Source organism: Curtobacterium uvaldense (assembly GCF_028307415.1).
Classification (GTDB): Bacteria; Actinomycetota; Actinomycetes; order Actinomycetales; family Microbacteriaceae; genus Curtobacterium.
Genome location: NZ_JAQMHU010000004.1, coordinates 106,818 through 122,485, shown reverse-complemented (window position 1 = coordinate 122,485; position 15,668 = coordinate 106,818). Strand labels below are relative to the sequence as shown.

Below are 15,668 nucleotides of genomic sequence, written 5' to 3'. Positions count from 1 at the left end.
CTTTCCGGTCGGGGCGGGCGGTGCGGGAGCCGTCGCGTGACGACGGCACCCGCACCGTCCTGGTTGGTCGTCCTACTGCTTGTTCAGGACGTCGTCGGCGGCCTTGTCGAAGGTCGCCGCGGCTTCCTCCGGCGTCTTCGAACCGGAGACGATGCTCGAGAAGAGGGTGTTGATGCTCTGGTCACCCTCGAGGTCGGCCCACCGGGCGTTGGCCGGGGTCGCCTTCGAGTTCAACGCCGCGGTGAAGAAGGCCTTGTTGATCTCGCTCAGGCTGGAGTCGGCGGCCTTGATGCCCTCGGTGCTGTTCGGGATCCAGCCGTTGTCGCCGTAGACGTACTTGCTCTGGACGTCCGGGCTCGACGCGATCTCGACCCACTTGAGCGCCAGGTCGGTGTTGCCGGACTTCGCTGCGATGCCCCAGTCCGATCCACCGAGCATGACCGGCTGTGTCTTCCCGGACTTCCCCGGGAACGGGAAGGTGCCCATCGTGTCCGCCGTCATCTCCGGGTTCGCCTGCTCGATGAGGCCGAGCGTGCCGCTGGTGCTGAGGATGGCCGATGTCTTGCCGTCAGCGAAGACCTGGTTCATGTCCGGGCTGTCGGTGTTGAGGGTGGCCGAGGCCTTCGTCGAGTACGCGTTCGCGAACGCCCGGAAGTCCTCGAGGCCCTGCTGCGCCTTCGCGTCGCCGAACCCGGCCTTCCACGTCCCGCCGTCCTCGGTCGCGATGTCACCGCCCGCGTCCCAGACGAACTGCATCCCGGCGTACCAGTACTGACCGGGCATGTAGAAGGCGGAGAAGTCCTTCGCGGTGTTCGCTGCCTTGACCTTGTCGAGGTCGGCCGTCAGTTCCTCGTAGGTGGTCGGGACCTCCGTGATGCCGGCGTCCTTCCACATCTGCTTGTTGTAGATGACCGATCGGGCGCCGGCGAAACCGGGGACGCCGTAGAGCGAGCCCTCCACCGTGGCCGGGTCGGACAGGCCGTCGAGCCAGGTCTGCCCCTGTGCCAGGTCCGACTCGTACGGGGTGAGGTCCAGCAACGCGCCGTTCGCTGCGTAGCTCGCGACCTGCGTGTTGCCGAGGTCGAGGACGTCCGGCGGCGTGTTCGTGGCCAGCGCGGTCGAGACCTTGGTCGTGATGCCGTCCCACTGCTGGATCTGCACCTTGACCTTCGCGCCGGTCTCCTTCTCGAACTGGTCGTTGATCGCGGCGATGGTCTTGTCGGAGTAGTCCCCGGTCATCGCCCACACGGTCAGCGTCTTGCCGTCCCCCTTGACGTCCCCGATCTCCTTGGTGCCACCGCTGCCACCAGCACCGGTGTTGCCGGCGCTGGAGCACGCGGTCACCCCGAGGGCGACGGTCAGGGCCACGGCAGCTGCTGCCGCGAACTTCTTCGTACGCATTGCTTCTCCTTGGTGGTCGTTCTGCTGTGTCGGATCAGCTGACCCCGAGCTCCGCGGCGAGCAGGAACGCTGCCCCGCCCCGGAGGATCAGGTCGCTGTTGGTGGACGTGGCCGTCACGGCGAGGTCGTCACCCACGCTCGCGAGCGTGCGGGCCGAGACGGTGTCGTGCACGGCTTGCACGAGGGGACCCTCGACGAGGTCGGCGGGCCCGGTGACGACGATCTCGGTGATGTTCACAGCACTGACGATCGGAGCGAGCACCCGGCCGAGGGTGTCCCCCGCAGACCGGAGGAGGCCGGCACGGTCGGCGACGGGGGCAGCGTCGAGCCGCCGAGCCAGGTGGTCGGCCCCGATGATCACCTCGAGGCACCCACGGCGCCCGCAGGGGCACGGCTCGCCGTCCTCGTCGATCGTCAGGTGGCCGATCTCACCTGCCGCGTAGCGCTCACCGAGCACGAGTCGTCCGCCGAGCACCATCCCCGTCCCCACGCCGTGCTCGAGCGCGACGACGAGCACGTCCCGGGTCGGGTCGACCTCGAAGGCGTGGACGCCGAGCGCCGCGACGTTCGCGTCGTTGAGGACGTGCACCGGGAGCCGGAAGTGCTCGGCGAGCTGCCGCTGCAGGGGCAAGCCGCCCCCGAGTGCGACCGAGTCGAGGACCGTGCCCGTCTCGTCGATGACGCCGGGGCACCCGACGGCGATCCCGAGCAGGCGACGCGACGTCGTCGCCGCCAGGCGCTCGACGAGTCGGATGATGCGGTTGAGGGCCTGGTCCCCGACGGCACCGTCGACCTCGATCTTCGCGCTGTCGACGACGTCGCCACGCAGGTTCGTGACCGCCCCGACGAAGTGGTCGGGGACGGAGAGGTCCACGACGACGATGTGGAAGGCGTCGACGTTCAGGTTGATCAGGGTCGCGGGCTTCCCGACGCGCAGGTCCTCGCGGGGCCCGAGTTCGGTGACGAGGGCATCGGCCTCGAGTTCGGCGACCAGACCGGAGACGGTCGGCCGGGTGAGCCCCGAGTGCCGGGAGAGGTCCGCTCGGCTCATCGCGCCGTCGGTGAAGAGCGTCTGCAGGATCAGGGAGCGGTTGAGCGCCCGGCTGTGCTGCGGCAGGGCCTTGCTCCGTTGACGCCGTACCTGCGCCGCGAAGGGTGCCGGAGCATCCGTGTCGTTCGCCAATGGGGTTCCTCCCTCCGAGTGGTTGCCTTAGTAAAGGACCGTTCCTAATCCGATGTCAAGCACCGATCTGAAGCCGTAACAGCCCCGTGATCTCGCGGAAACACTGCTCGACACGCTCTTGCCAGCGTCGAGTTAGGCGTGTTTACTAACCCGCATGCGCAGCCTTGACGCCGCGTCCTCGCTGACGAGGCCGCGCACCCCCAGGACGGGAGCACCATGAGGATCGGCCTCGACATCGGCGGGACGAAGATCGACGCCGTCGCCGTCTCACCGGCGGGCGACGTGGTCGATCGGGTCCGGGTCCCGACCGGCTTCGGGCCCGACGCGGTGGTGGCCGAGACGCTCGCCGTCGTCCGATCGCTCGAGGTCCGGACGCGCTCGACCGCGGACACGATCGGCATCGGTGTCCCCGGTCTGGTCGACCACGAGACCGGCTGGGTGCGACACGCTGTCAACCTCGGGCTCTCGGAGGTCGCACTCGGTCCGCTGGTGGCCGCTGCGACGGGCGCGGCGGTCCAGGTCGAGAACGACGTGAACGTCGCCGCGCTCGGTGCCGCGCAGGCGATGCAGCTCGACGGGCCGCACGCGTACCTGAACATCGGGACGGGACTCGCCGCCGGACTCGTCGTCGACCGGCGCCTGTGGCGCGGAGCACGGGGCAACGCCGGCGAGGTCGGGCACATCCCGGTCGTGCCGGACGGGCAGCCCTGCGTGTGCGGTCAGCGCGGCTGCCTCGAGACCCTCGCATCGGGGTCCGCCCTGGCAGTCGCGTGGCCGGGCCACGGCAGCTCCGCAGCGACGGCCCTGTTCGACTCGGCCGACGCGGGTGATCCCGCTGCCGTCGCCGTCCGCGACCGCTTCGTCTCGGGCCTCGCATCGGCGGTGCGCATCCTCGTCGTCACGGCCGACGTCGAGTCGGTCGTCGTCGGCGGTGGGCTCGCCACCCTCGGCGAACGCCTGCTCGCCCGCGTGCGCGCCGGCTTCGACGGCGCCGCGCGCACGTCCCCCTTCGCCGCCTCGCTCGACCTGTCGTCCAGGGTCCACATCGCCCCCGTCGACCGTCCGCTCGCCGCACTCGGGGCCGCGTTCCTCGCGCCCGCGCCGGCCGTCTCGACCGCCTGACCGCGGTCGAGCCAGCCGTCTCGACCGCCTGACCGCGGTCGACCGGCCGCCCGCACCACCGAAGCCTCGAACCCACCGATCGCGTCCCGACGCAGCGGAAGTGAGCACGCCATGACCGGAACATCCCGTCCCTCCGACCACGACAGCCCCCGAGCGAGCGGCACGCTGACGCGCCGAGGGATCGTGCTCGGCGCCGCGGCGACCGTCGCGTCCGCCGCGGTCACGCTCGGCGCCCCGGGCATCGCCGCCGCGACGCCGCCGGCCGTACCGCGCGGGGGTGCTCGACCCCCGACCGGTCCGGTGTCGCGCGCCCGTTCCCGCGACCTCGCCTACGAGTACCTCGACCTCCGCATGGACGAGTACGGCTCCGGTACGGAGCTCCGCCTCCCCCGCAGCTACTTCGGCGGGTACTTCGCGTCGCTGCCCACCGAGTTCGTGTCGTCGTTCGCCTACGACGATGCCCTCATGGTGCTGGCCTGGCTCGGCCGGGGCCGGCACCGCGACGTCCAGCGGGCCACGGTGCTCGGGGACACCCTGCTGGCGCTGCAGGCTGCGGACCCGACCGGCGACGGTCGGACCCGGGCCTCGTACCAACCCGACACCTTCCCCGTCGCGACGCCCCCGCGTCCGATCGACATCGGTTCCCCCGCCGCCTACACGGGGAACCAGTCGTGGGTCGGCATGGCGTTCTGCCGCCTGTTCGTGGTCACCCGGGAACGTCGGTTCCTCGACGGCGCGCTCCGGCTCGGCGCCTGGATCGAGACGAACGCCCGCGACGACGTACGGCAGCCCGCCGGGTACACGGGCGGACGGAACGCCGACGACCAGCCGATCACCTACAAGTCGACCGAGCACAACATCGACGTGACGGCGTTCTTCACCCAGCTCGCCCGGCTCACCGGCGACCGCACCTGGTCCCGACGAGCGACCCTGGCGGAGACCTTCGTCCGCGCGATGCAGGACCGGACCGACGGGCACCTCTGGACCGGCACCGACCCGGACGGCACGACGATCAACCGCACGCCGATCCCCGAGGACGTGCAGGTCTGGGCGTACCTCGCCACGCTCGATCGCCGGTACTCCGCATCGGTCACCTGGGTGCTCGACCACCTCATCGCCCACGACGGTCCGTACACCGGCCCGTCCTTCTCGGACACGGACGTCAGCAAGGTCTGGTTCGAGGGGTCCGGTCAGCTGGCGCTCGCCCTGGAGGCGCGGGGCACGCGAACGGACCGCACCCGGTCCGCCTCGGTCCTCGACAGCGTCCAGCTCGCGCAGCGCACGCAGGCGAACGGCGACGGGAAGGGCATCGTCTCGGCGTCGTCCGACGGACTCGACACCGGGTTCGGCGACCTCTACCACTCGAGCCTGCACACCGGTGCGACGGCCTGGTACCTGCTCGCCGTCACCCGCACGAACCCGTTCCGCCTCTGACCAACCCGATCCGTCCCCGACCACCCCGGAAGGACAGCACCGCATGCTCATCCCCCGCCCCCGCTCCCGCGTCGACGGCGCCGGCTCGTTCACCCTCGACGAGCGGACCCGCGTCACCGCCGACCCCGCGGCCGAGCCGGTCGCGCAGTACCTGCAGCAGGTCCTGCGCGCCTCCACCCGTCTCCCCCTGTTCGGCGCCGCCGGCGCGACCGACGTCCCCCTGGTCGCCCTCCGGGTCGCCGCCGACCCGAGCGACCTGCCGGAGGGCCCCGGCGGTGACCGCTCGGAGGCCTTCCGGCTGGAGGTCACCGCCGAGGGCGTCGTCGTCACCGGCGGTGGCCCTGCCGGCGTCTTCTACGGCGTCCAGGCACTGCTCCAGCTGCTCCCCGCCGACGTGTACCGCCGCGGCCAGGTGCGCACCGAGGGGTGGACGCTCCCGGTGACGGTCGTCGAGGACGCCCCGGCCTTCGCCTGGCGCGGCGTGATGCTCGACGTCGCCCGGCACTTCCGCACGAAGGCCGAGGTCCTGCGCCTCGTCGACCAGCTCGCCGTGCACCGGCTCAACCGCCTGCACTTCCACCTGACCGAGGACCAGGGCTGGCGCATCGAGATCACGAAGTACCCGCGGCTCACCGAGGTCGGGTCGTGGCGCACCGAGTCGCAGGTCGGCGCACACGTGCCGGACGCGGACGGCACGCTCCGGGTCGCGGGGAAGGACGGACGCCCGCACGGCGGCTCCTACACCCAGGACGACATCCGCGAGATCGTGGCCTACGCGGCCGACCGGTTCGTCACGGTCGTGCCGGAGATCGAGACCCCCGGACACGTCCGCGCCGCGCTGGCCGCGTACCCGGAGCTCGGCGTGCACCCGGAGCGGCAGCTCGACGTGTGGACCGAGTGGGGCATCGCGCACGACGTGATGAACGCCGAGGACAGCACGGTGCGGTTCTTCACGGACGTGCTCGACGAGGTCGTCGCGCTCTTCCCCTCCGAGTACATCGGCCTCGGCGGCGACGAGTGCCCGAAGGACCAGTGGGAGGACGATCCCCGCACCCAGGAGCGCATCCGGGAGCTCGGCCTCGCGGACGAGGAGCAGCTGCAGGCCTGGATCGTCGGACAGCTCGCGGCGCACCTCGAGTCGCACGGACGCCGTGCGTTCGGGTGGGACGAGATCCTCGAGGGCGGCACGCTGTCCCCGTCGGCGACCGTCGTCTCGTGGCGCGGGTTGCAGGGAGCGATCACCGCCGCACGGCGTGGGCACGACGTCATCTCGACACCGGACGACCAGGTCTACCTCGACTACCGGCAGAGCGACCTGCCGAACGAGCCGATCCCGGTGTCGATCGTGCTCACCATCGACGACGTGTACGCCTTCGACCCGGTGCCCGCGGAGCTCACCGAGGCGGAGCGGGCACACGTCATCGGTGGGCAGGCGAACATGTGGACCGAGCACGTCGACACCGTCGGCCGACTCGACTACCAGCTGTTCCCGCGCGTGGTCGCCCTGTCCGAGGCGCTCTGGTCGGCGGACGTCGCCCGCCCTCGCGACGTCGAGGAGTTCCGGCAGCGGTTGACGCACCACCTCGCCCGGCTCGACGCGCTCGGCGTCGCGTACCGGCACGAGTCCGGCCCGCGCCCGTGGGAGGAACGGCCCGGTGTGCCGGGTCGCCCCCACAGCCGCGAGGAACGCGCGGCGTACGTCGACGCGATCACGGCGAACATCGCGGACGGTGCGCCGGCGTCCTGAACGGGGCGACCGACGGACGGGAGGCGCGTGGCGGCCCCGCCACGCGCCTCCCGTCCGTCGCTGGTGGCGCACCGGCGACGGGTCCGGCCGCGCGGAGCCGCCTCAGTCGTCCGCGGCGGGGATGATCGACTCGAGCAGGCGGAGCACCCGCTCGCCGTCGACCGCCTCCGGGTCGAGCAGCCACTGCACCTGCAGGCCGTCGGACGCGGCGATGCCGAGGCTGGCCAGGTCGACCGGGTCCAGGTCGGCCCGGATCCGTCCGGCGGCCTGGTCCGCGGCGATCAGCTCGGCGAGGTCGGCGCGGAGCCGCGTGAAGCGCTCGCGCATGAAGTCGCGCGTGGCGGGGTGCCCCTCCTGCACGGCGTCGGCCGCGAGCGTCGTGTAGAGCTGCACGAGCCCGGGGACCGCGCGGTTCCGCGACGCGCTCTCCCGCATGTCGCCGATCGCGGACCGCAGGCGGTCCGGGGCGTCCTGCTCACGCACCTCGTGCTCGCGGTAGACGGCGAGCAGCAGTTCGTCACGGCTCGGGAAGTAGTGCCGGAGCGCCGCGTGGGTGATCCCGAGCGCGTCGGCGACCGAGCGGAGCGACGACGCGTCGACGCCCTGCGCCGCGACCATGCGGATCATCTCGTCGAGGATCTGCGCACGGCGTTCGGCGCCCTTGCGGTACCCGCCGCGTCGGGGCGGGGTCGCGCCGTCGTCGTCGACCTCGTGCGTCATCCCCCCAACTTACCGCTGGAAGGTTTTCGCGCCACCCTGCGGTCGCCGCTAGGAGTCGTTCGGCTCCGCAGCGCCGTCGGGGTCGACCGTGTACTCGTCGACGGGTGTCGGGGTCCCGACGGCGAGGGCGTCGGTGATCTGCGACAGGCAGCGCGCGAGCACCTCGTTGTCCTCGCTCGACAGGTGGTCCATCACGCCGACCACGGCCTCGTGGAACCGGGCGTACGACGAGTCGATCTTCTCGGCGGCCTGCACCGTGGGCTCGAGCACCTGTGCCCGACGGTCGGTGGGGTGCGGTGCGCGGACGATGTCGCCCTTCGCCGCGAGCCCGTCGACGATCTTCGTGACCGACGCGTTCGAGACGTTGAGCATGACGGCGAGGTCCTTCGGCCCCATCGCCCGACCGTCCCGGTGCGCCTGCAGCATGTACCGCACGGTGAGGAACTCGTTCTTCGTCAGGCCGCTCTCGGTGCGGGCCTGCTCGAGCTGCTGCTCCTCGACGTGCTGCAGGCGCAGGAGTGCGTCGACGGCGACCTTCGCGGCCTTCGACCGCGGCTCCCTGGCGTAGAGGTGGACGTGCTCACGGCGGACGACGGTCAGGGGCATCGGCTGGTGGGGTCTCTCTGTCGGGCGGATCCGGTCGGAGCGGGTGGCTACGCGGTGGGCGCCGTGAAGAAGTCAGCGTACGACGGTTCGCTGCGCCTCGACAGGAGCGACGGGTCCTGGATGCGCCGGGACACCCAGGCGTCGATCACGGCGGGGTCGGTCAGGCCGACCCGCGTGTGGGTCGCGGACATCCGTGTGGTGCGCGGCATCCCGGAGTACGTGCTGTGCATGACTGATCCCGCCTTCCTGCGTCGTTGCCGTCCTGGTCGGACGAGTGAACTGTTTCACGACGCGAACGATCAGTGCAACGAACCTTTCGCGTTCTGTACGGTTCGCGCGGCACTCGACGGGGCGGGGCCAGGATGGGTCCCATGTCCTACATCGCCGCGGACGACCGCTACGACTCCATGCCCTACCGCCGGACCGGCCGCTCCGGCCTCGACCTGCCACTGCTCTCGCTGGGCTACTGGCACAACTTCGGCGACGACAAGCCCTTCGAGACGCAGCGGGCGATCAGCCGTCGGGCGTTCGACCTCGGCATCACGCACCACGACCTCGCGAACAACTACGGGCCGCCCTACGGCGCCGCCGAGGTGAACTTCGGCCGGCTCATGCGCGAGGACTTCCGTCCCTACCGCGACGAGATGGTGATCTCGACGAAGGCGGGCTGGGACATGTGGCCCGGGCCGTACGGGCAGGGCGGCGGCTCGCGGAAGTACGTGCTCGCCTCGCTCGACCAGTCGCTCGAGCGGATGGGCCTGGACTACGTCGACGTCTTCTACTCACACCGCCTCGACGCCTCGACCCCGCTCGAGGAGACCATGGGCGCACTCCACACCGCGGTCCAGCAGGGCAAGGCGCTCTACGTCGGGATCTCGTCCTACGACGCCGAGCGCTCCCGACAGGCCGCCGAGATCCTCCGCGACCTGGGCACGCCGCTCCTCATCCACCAGCCCTCGTACTCGATGCTCAACCGCTGGATCGAGGACGAGGGCCTGCTCGACGCCGCGGGCGACCTGGGCTTCGGTGTGATCGGCTTCACCGCGCTCGCGCAGGGCCTGCTCACCGGGCGGTACCTCGACGGCGTGCCGGAGGACTCGCGCGCCGCCGCCGGGAAGTCCCTCGACGCCGGGTCCCTGACGGACGAGGTCGTCGGACACCTGCGGGCGTTGAACGACATCGCGTCCGACCGCGGGCAGAGCCTCGCGCAGCTCGCACTCGCGTGGGCACTGCGCGACGAGCGGGTGACCTCGCTCGTCATCGGGGCGTCGCGCGTCGAGCAGCTCGAGCAGAACGTCGCGGCGCTCGGCAACCTGTCCTTCACGGACGACGAGCTGCGCCGCATCGACGAGCACTCGGTCGGCGTGCTCGACGTCGACCTGTGGTCGGGAGCCCGTTCCGGTCAGGTGAGCTGACCCCGGACCGGCTCCGTCCGCCCGGCCCGGCCCGGCCCGGCCTGGCGCAGATCGCGAAACGCAACGTCGGCGGTCGCTCGCAGCGCTGTACCGCTGCGAGTTGCCGCCGACGTTGCGTCGTGCGGGACGGTGGCGTCAGCGCAGGCCGAGCCGCTCGTCCAGCAGCGCCAGGAGCCGCTCGCGGAAGGGCACCGAGGACCAGCCGTGGTCCGCACCGTCGACGACCGTGAGTCGCGCACCCGGCAGGAGGTCGGCGTACCGGCGACCGTACGACACCGGCACGATCGCGTCCTCGCTGCCGTGCACCACGTCGGCCGGTCCGCCGTAGCCCGACACCGGCCCGTACACGTCGAGGTCGTCCTGCACGTCGGCGATGAACGCGCCACCGAGGGGCATCCCGCCGAAGTCGAACCATCCGTGCTCGCGCACCGGGGCGAGCGGCTGCCCCTGGATCACGTCGTGCTCCGTGATGTCGTCCACGACGACGCCGGCGGGCGACCACAGCGTGAGCGTCCGGACGAGCGAGGGCTCCTGCGCCGCGGCGAGCGCCGACTCCACCGCCCCCAGGCTGTGCGCGACGACGTGCACGCCCTGCCCACGGTCGGCGGCGCGGATCATCGTGACGACCTGCTCCACCTCGTCACGCATGGTGATGTCCGCGAACTCCCCGTCACTGGCGCCCTGTCCGAGTCGGTCGTGACTGCGGACGACCGCGCCTCGGGCGACCAGGTGTCGTGCGGTCTGCACGAAGAGCTGGTGCCCGCCGAGCGCACTGTCGCTGAAGCCGTGCACGAGCAGCACGACGGGCGCATCCGCGGCCGCACCGTCCTGCGGCTCCCACTGCCATCCGCGGACCGTCCGACCGTGGTGGTCGAGCGTGGTCGGGGTGGTGCGGGGATCGGCGCCCCGCAGCGGCACGACGGACATCAGTTCGTCCGGTCCGCCCAGCCGGCCGGCAGGTCACCGGGAGCGGTGTCGATCACGGTCTCGTCGTCCGCGCCGACGTGCTCGAACAGCGTGATGTGCGCGAACTCCGGCACGACGTAGATCGGGTAGGTCGGACCCTCGTCGCGGAAGCGCTGCATGTCGTCCAGGTGGTCGTTCTGGAACAGCACGGTCTTCTGCCCGTCGAGCTCGATCCAGCGCGGGAAGAAGATCGTGCCGTGCAGGACGCGCTGCTCCGGGACGACGTTGACGACGACGCTGGTGCCGGTCGGCTCGTTCCAGGACACCTTGTAGACGCCGGGGGCGAGGGCGACGAGGTCGACGGTCTGGTCCTTCACCCAGCGACCGCCGACGTGGCCGGTGTGGATGCGGTAGTCGATGGTCGTCGCGTTCTTGACGTACATCTCGTACTGCCAGCCGTTGGCGTACGTGTAGACGAACCGGTGGCCGACGATGCCGGTGAGGTCCTGGGGCGGTTCGGGGTGCTCGACGGAGGTCTGCGTGGTCATGCGTCGAGTTTGCTCCCGAACTGGTTTTGTTGCAAACAAACCTCGCTGGTAGGTTGCCGTGTGTGCAGGGTACGGACGGACCGGGCGGCACGACGCAGGTCGCGCGCAGGCTGAGCGACCGCATCGGCCCGTTCCGACGCGCCCTCCTCCGCACGTCGCGCGAGGTCGCCGACCTGCCGGACCTGCCCGACGCCCAGGTCGAGGTGATGCGGGCCCTGACGGGGACCACGACCACGCCCTCGGCCCTGGCCGGCCGGCTCGGACTCGCTCGCTCGACGGTGAGCAACCTCGTGTCGGCGATGGAGACCGCCGGGCTCCTCGAGCGACGACTGGCAGCGGGTGACGGACGCCGGACCGAACTCCGCCTGACCCCCCTGGCCGAGGAGCGGCTCGCCGCCTACGACGACGCCTCGACCACCGTGCTCGTCGAGGCGCTCGATCGGCTGTCCCACGAGGACCGAGCCGCGCTGGCCGCAGCGCTCCCCGCACTCGAGCACCTCCACCGCGAGATCACGCACCGCGGCGACCACTGATCGTCGGCGACCCGGTGCTCCCAGCGCCCTCCGAGCGTTCTCTTGGCACTCCTGAGGGGAGAGTGCTAGAACATGACGCAGTTGAGTCGAAGGGACTCAACAAGGACGAAGGAGTTGATCTCGATGACGATGCAGTTCGACCCGTTCCGCGAGCTCGACCGACTCGCCGGCTCCCTGCTCGGTGCCGGCGCCGGTGCTCCCCGCTCGATGCCGATGGACCTGTACCGGACCGGCGACCACTACGTCCTCGACGTCGACCTGCCGGGCATCGACCCCGGATCGGTGGACGTGGACGTCGACGGCTCGGTGCTCACCATCCGCGCCGAGCGCACGCTCGGTGCCCCCGAGGGTTCGCAGTGGCTGACCCGCGAGCGCCAGCCGGGCACGTTCGTCCGGCAGCTGACGCTCGGCGACCACCTGGACACCGCGCGCATCAGTGCTGCCTACGACAACGGCGTGCTGAGCGTCACGATCCCGGTCAAGGAGTCCGCGAAGCCCCGGAAGATCGACGTCACCACCGGTGGCGGGGCGCAGCAGCTCGCGGTCGGCAGCGGTTCCACCGAGTAGTCCGGGGGCGTGCGGTGACGACGATCATCAACGCCTTCCTCGCCGTCGCGGTCGTGACGGGAGCGCTGGTCGCGACGAGCCTGGACCGTCGGGTGGCCGTGCTCCTCGGCGCGGCCGGCAGCACGGCGGGGAACTTCCTCACATGGCTGGTCGCGCCCGGCGCGTGGGCACAGGTCCCGCTCGTCCCCTGGCTCGCCGCGGTTGCCGGCACGGTCGCGCTCATCGCACTCTGGAGCGCGACGCGCCTCTGGTCCGGCATCTTCGAGCCACCGCGCGCACCGCGCGACGACGACACCGCCGCGCTGGCGACGGTGGGCGTGGAGTCGACGGCGTGACCACGTGACGGACGGGAGGCGCGGTACCGGCTGGCACCGCGCCTCCCGTCCGTCTCCCGGTCGCGTCGGGTGGTGAGGCCGCGCGACCGGCGGACCGTCACTCCTTGTTGAGCTTGTCCTGCACGAGCCCGGCGGTCTTCTCGACCACGTTCGGCAGCTCCGTCGTGCCGTAGAACCGCACGTCCGGGTGCGTGGGCGGCGGCATCGGCACCGACGACGTGGGGCCGTCGTGGTACGAGTACTCGCCCTTGCCGTCGAACGACGGGCCGCTCGCCCAGGGGCCGTCGCCGGCCTCCTTGCCGTCCGAGAAGTTGAGGTACTGGTAGCTGAACTCGGTGTGCTCCTTCGACTGCGGGAAGTTGCTCGGCACCGGGAAGCCCTCGACGCCCTGCTCGCGGAGCTCGGCTGCGGCGGTCGCCCACATGTTCTGGTGCATGGTGTCGCGGGCGATGAGGAACGAGAGCAGGTCCCGCACGCCGTGGTCGTCGGTCATGTGGTAGAGCCGTGCTGCCTGGACACGGCCCTGCATCTCGGCGTTCTCGTTGGCCGTGAAGTCCGCGAGCAGGTTGCCCGACGCGGTGATGTAGGAACCCTGCCAGGGGTTGCCGTTGCTGTCGACCGGACGGGCGCCTGCACCCGCGACGATGGCGTGCTGCACGTCGGTGCCGCCGACGATCGCGGCCACGGTCGGGTCGTCCTGCAGCGCGTCCTCGGTGATGCCGAGCGGGCTCTTCTCGAGCAGCTGCGCGATCATCGTCGCGAGCATCTCGACGTGGCCCATCTCCTCGGCCCCGATGCCGAACACCATGTCGCGGTACTTGCCCGGGATGTGCATGTTCCACGCCTGGAACTGGTACTGCAGGGCGACGGAGATCTCGCCGTACTGACCCCCGAGCACCTCCTGCAGCTTGCGCGCGTACACCGCGTCGGGCTTGTCGGGGGTGGCCTTGAACTGGAGCTCCTGCTTGTGGAAGTACAACTCGTTCTCCTGTCTCGATGGTCGTCACGTCGTCGTGGTGCACGGCGGCGTGGCGGGGTCCGTCGTCGTGGCCGACGCTCCGCTCGGATGACTGGGCGGGCGTTCGGGGTGGACGGATCGCGCGGGTCCGTTGGCCGGATCGCGCGGACGACGTCCCGGTCAGTTCACCGAGGGGCGTTGCGTCTCCGTCCGGTCGGTAGACGCTTTGGACGACCAGTCGGGGACCGCGAGGACCCAGAGACAAGCGCTGAGCATGCCGACCGAGGCCACGGCCAGTGGGAGCGCAAGAAGGAAGACCGTACCGAGGATGCCGCCGAGCACAGCCCCTGGGATCTCGCCGATGAGCGCGAGAACGCGTTCAGCGGCAGCGATCTGCCCGGCCATGTGTCCCGGACTCTTGACCTGACGGATGGTGTTGAAGAGCACGATGCAGACGACCATGCACAACGAGAACAGCGCCTGGGAACCCGCCACGATCACGAGTGCAGCGGCGTCCTCGACACGATCCGCGAAGATCAGAGCGGCAACACAGAAGGCCGGTAGTGCCAAGGCGCAGCAGTAGAAGGCCTTGGGAGATGCCGCCACCGCGGCTGACGCAGCAGCCACCGCCCCGAGAAGAGCTCCCCCTCCAGCAGAGACAGCAACGACGGCAATCGCGGCCGCGTCGAACTCGAGCTCACGCACGCAGTAGATCAGGAAGACCGCCTGGAACACGGCACTGAACAGGTTGAACTGCAGTGACGACATAGACAGCCTGCGCAACACGACATCGCTCCAGATGAATCGCACACCGCTCATCGGACCGTTCGTCCGCTTCGGGAGCGGCTGCGGCTGCGGCTGCGGCTGCGGCTGCGGCGGAGCCTGATCCTCCAGAACGGCGTCCCGAGCCCTGTCCGATCGACGCCGGAGGAAGAGCACCCCCGCGAATGCCGCGACTCCGAAGGTGAGCGAGCCCAGACCGGCGCCCGTCGCGAATCCGAGTGATGTCACGAGTAGTCCCCCGACGCCTGGACCAGCGAGTTCGGAGAGGGTGGAAGCAGTGCGCAGCACAGCATTGATGCGGTTGAGACCGTGATCGGACCGAACCTCGAGGTGCAGGACGGCCGCGGTGAGGCCCGCGTCATGGGCGATCGAAGCGACCCCGATGCAGAGCATGGCGACGTAGAGCAACCACATCTGCGGAGCCGTGCTCAAGCTCAGACCGAGCAGCGCCAGGACCGTGAAGCGCAGCAGATTCGCGGCGGTCATGGCTCGCACACTGCCCGCTCGATCGATCCACCGGCCGAGGACGATCCCGACAGCCAGAGCAGCGACTGAATCAGCCAGGTTCAGGGCTCCGATCGCGAGCGGCCCGGCTTCGAAGAGTTGCACGGCCGTCAGGGGGACGAGGAAGTACGTGATCTGTAAGCCGAGCGCACCCCCGATCTCGGATGCCGTCAGGGTGGCGAGGAGACGTCGGTGGTGTTCACGCACGTTCTTCCCCGAAGTGGACCGCGATCGAGTACCGGGTCCAGTCCGTTGACGTGTTCGGCTCGACCTGGTGGAAGTGCTCACCCGCCAGACGCATCATCGCGACCGTGCCGGGCCGTGGCTCGACGACAGCGCATCGCCCGTCCGGCTTCTCCGCCACCAGGTGGGTTCCGGCCCCGTCGGGCCAGTGGTCGTGCAAGAAGAACACCAGTCCGAAGACGCGTCCGTCGTAGAGGTCGTCGTGTCTCCGAAGGTAGTGACCGGGTCGATACCGCGCGATGTCAGCGGATCGGTACTGCAACCTTCGCCCGTCGGCCTGACTGAAGCGACGGAGGACCGTGTCACTGTGCAGCGCGGACAACAACCCTCGAAGCGCGTACGCATCCGGGGCGGGTTTCCGGAGTGAGTCTGACCATGAGAATCGCTCCGCAGCCGGAAGCGCGTCGAATCGCGAGCCTGACACGATCTCGACATCGCCGCCAGCGTCCAATCGCCACCGCTCCTCGGCCCACTTCGGGTCGGATCTCATGTCTTGAAGGACCGCCTGCCAGTCAAAGGACGACCGGAGCGCGACCGTCCTGGCGAGAGAATCACCTCGCAACACCTCCTCGAGACTCCGAACGAACGTGTCGCTGCTGAGGAAGGCGATCGCCTCGTCACGGATTGCGAGTCCCGCTTCCCGGCGAGGTCCGCGAGATGTGT

Annotated in this window: 17 protein-coding genes; 7 read left to right on the top strand and 10 right to left on the bottom strand. The window is 70.4% G+C overall.

All coding sequences use genetic code 11. The features are described 5' to 3' along the window. Window positions 1-72: 72 nt before the first annotated feature. Window positions 73-1,401, bottom strand: coding sequence for a sugar ABC transporter substrate-binding protein (locus tag PIJ49_RS04085; RefSeq protein WP_066651228.1), 1,329 nt, complete (start codon window positions 1,399-1,401; stop codon window positions 73-75). Between the two features lie 34 nt (window positions 1,402-1,435). Continuing rightward, window positions 1,436-2,584 carry an ROK family transcriptional regulator gene (locus tag PIJ49_RS04080; protein ID WP_251154378.1) on the bottom strand — a complete coding sequence of 383 codons (1,149 nt, stop codon included), beginning with the start codon at window positions 2,582-2,584 and terminating at the stop codon, window positions 1,436-1,438. 216 nt (window positions 2,585-2,800) lie between these two features. Here PIJ49_RS04080 and PIJ49_RS04075 point away from each other — a divergent pair, with 216 nt between their 5' ends. The 3 genes from PIJ49_RS04075 to PIJ49_RS04065 all read left to right on the top strand — a co-directional run bounded on the left by PIJ49_RS04075 (window position 2,801) and on the right by PIJ49_RS04065 (window position 6,887). Further along, a complete protein-coding gene (locus PIJ49_RS04075; RefSeq protein WP_251161094.1) occupies window positions 2,801-3,706 on the top strand; it encodes an ROK family protein in 906 nt (301 codons plus the stop codon). Window positions 3,707-3,817: 111 nt separating this feature from the next. Then, window positions 3,818-5,140 (top strand): AGE family epimerase/isomerase, encoded by a 1,323-nt coding sequence (locus tag PIJ49_RS04070; RefSeq protein ID WP_271825917.1) that lies wholly within the window; start codon window positions 3,818-3,820, stop codon window positions 5,138-5,140. A 43-nt stretch (window positions 5,141-5,183) separates the two neighbouring features. Then, window positions 5,184-6,887: a beta-N-acetylhexosaminidase gene (locus tag PIJ49_RS04065; protein WP_271825916.1), complete on the top strand. Its 1,704-nt coding sequence runs from the start codon at window positions 5,184-5,186 to the stop codon at window positions 6,885-6,887. A gap of 102 nt (window positions 6,888-6,989) precedes the next feature. Here PIJ49_RS04065 and PIJ49_RS04060 read toward each other — a convergent pair whose 3' ends face one another. Genes PIJ49_RS04060 through PIJ49_RS04050 form a run of 3 tightly spaced genes read right to left on the bottom strand, consistent with a single transcriptional unit; the run spans window position 6,990 to window position 8,443 of the window. Then, on the bottom strand, window positions 6,990-7,607 hold the full coding sequence (locus PIJ49_RS04060) for a TetR/AcrR family transcriptional regulator (protein ID WP_066651220.1): 618 nt from the start codon (window positions 7,605-7,607) through the stop codon (window positions 6,990-6,992). Window positions 7,608-7,655: 48 nt separating this feature from the next. Continuing rightward, on the bottom strand, window positions 7,656-8,213 hold the full coding sequence (locus PIJ49_RS04055) for a MarR family winged helix-turn-helix transcriptional regulator (protein WP_271825915.1): 558 nt from the start codon (window positions 8,211-8,213) through the stop codon (window positions 7,656-7,658). Window positions 8,214-8,260: 47 nt separating this feature from the next. Then, window positions 8,261-8,443, bottom strand: coding sequence for a hypothetical protein (locus PIJ49_RS04050; RefSeq protein WP_271825914.1), 183 nt, complete (start codon window positions 8,441-8,443; stop codon window positions 8,261-8,263). A gap of 141 nt (window positions 8,444-8,584) precedes the next feature. Between PIJ49_RS04050 and mgrA the strand changes: the two genes are divergently transcribed. Beyond that, the gene (gene mgrA / locus PIJ49_RS04045) at window positions 8,585-9,628 is read left to right on the top strand and encodes an L-glyceraldehyde 3-phosphate reductase (RefSeq protein ID WP_066651210.1); all 1,044 of its coding nucleotides are present in this window, start codon (window positions 8,585-8,587) and stop codon (window positions 9,626-9,628) included. Window positions 9,629-9,763: 135 nt separating this feature from the next. Here the strand turns inward: mgrA and PIJ49_RS04040 are convergent, their stop codons facing one another. Both PIJ49_RS04040 and PIJ49_RS04035 read right to left on the bottom strand, forming a co-directional pair. Further along, a complete protein-coding gene (locus tag PIJ49_RS04040; protein WP_271825913.1) occupies window positions 9,764-10,555 on the bottom strand; it encodes an alpha/beta hydrolase in 792 nt (263 codons plus the stop codon). Further along, window positions 10,555-11,082: a phenolic acid decarboxylase gene (locus PIJ49_RS04035; protein ID WP_209684726.1), complete on the bottom strand. Its 528-nt coding sequence runs from the start codon at window positions 11,080-11,082 to the stop codon at window positions 10,555-10,557. The genes PIJ49_RS04040 and PIJ49_RS04035 overlap by 1 nt, the downstream gene beginning before the upstream one ends. Window positions 11,083-11,144: 62 nt before the next feature. Between PIJ49_RS04035 and PIJ49_RS04030 the strand changes: the two genes are divergently transcribed. The 3 genes from PIJ49_RS04030 to PIJ49_RS04020 all read left to right on the top strand — a co-directional run bounded on the left by PIJ49_RS04030 (window position 11,145) and on the right by PIJ49_RS04020 (window position 12,517). Beyond that, a complete protein-coding gene (locus PIJ49_RS04030) occupies window positions 11,145-11,615 on the top strand; it encodes a MarR family winged helix-turn-helix transcriptional regulator (protein ID WP_271825912.1) in 471 nt (156 codons plus the stop codon). 123 nt (window positions 11,616-11,738) lie between these two features. Beyond that, on the top strand, window positions 11,739-12,182 hold the full coding sequence (locus PIJ49_RS04025; protein WP_066651206.1) for an Hsp20/alpha crystallin family protein: 444 nt from the start codon (window positions 11,739-11,741) through the stop codon (window positions 12,180-12,182). A gap of 14 nt (window positions 12,183-12,196) precedes the next feature. Beyond that, complete coding sequence (locus tag PIJ49_RS04020; protein ID WP_251154383.1) at window positions 12,197-12,517, top strand: hypothetical protein; 321 nt, start codon at window positions 12,197-12,199, stop codon at window positions 12,515-12,517. 97 nt (window positions 12,518-12,614) lie between these two features. Here the strand turns inward: PIJ49_RS04020 and PIJ49_RS04015 are convergent, their stop codons facing one another. The 3 genes from PIJ49_RS04015 to PIJ49_RS16970 form a co-directional block, all read right to left on the bottom strand. Further along, a complete protein-coding gene (locus tag PIJ49_RS04015; RefSeq protein WP_209684732.1) occupies window positions 12,615-13,496 on the bottom strand; it encodes a manganese catalase in 882 nt (293 codons plus the stop codon). 159 nt (window positions 13,497-13,655) lie between these two features. Continuing rightward, entirely contained in the window at window positions 13,656-14,969 is a 1,314-nt protein-coding gene (locus tag PIJ49_RS04010; protein ID WP_271825911.1) for an MFS transporter, read from the bottom strand. After that, window positions 14,962-15,495 (bottom strand): 2OG-Fe(II) oxygenase, encoded by a 534-nt coding sequence (locus PIJ49_RS16970; protein WP_368859918.1) that lies wholly within the window; start codon window positions 15,493-15,495, stop codon window positions 14,962-14,964. The genes PIJ49_RS04010 and PIJ49_RS16970 overlap by 8 nt, the downstream gene beginning before the upstream one ends. Between the last annotated feature and the right edge of the window lie 173 nt (window positions 15,496-15,668).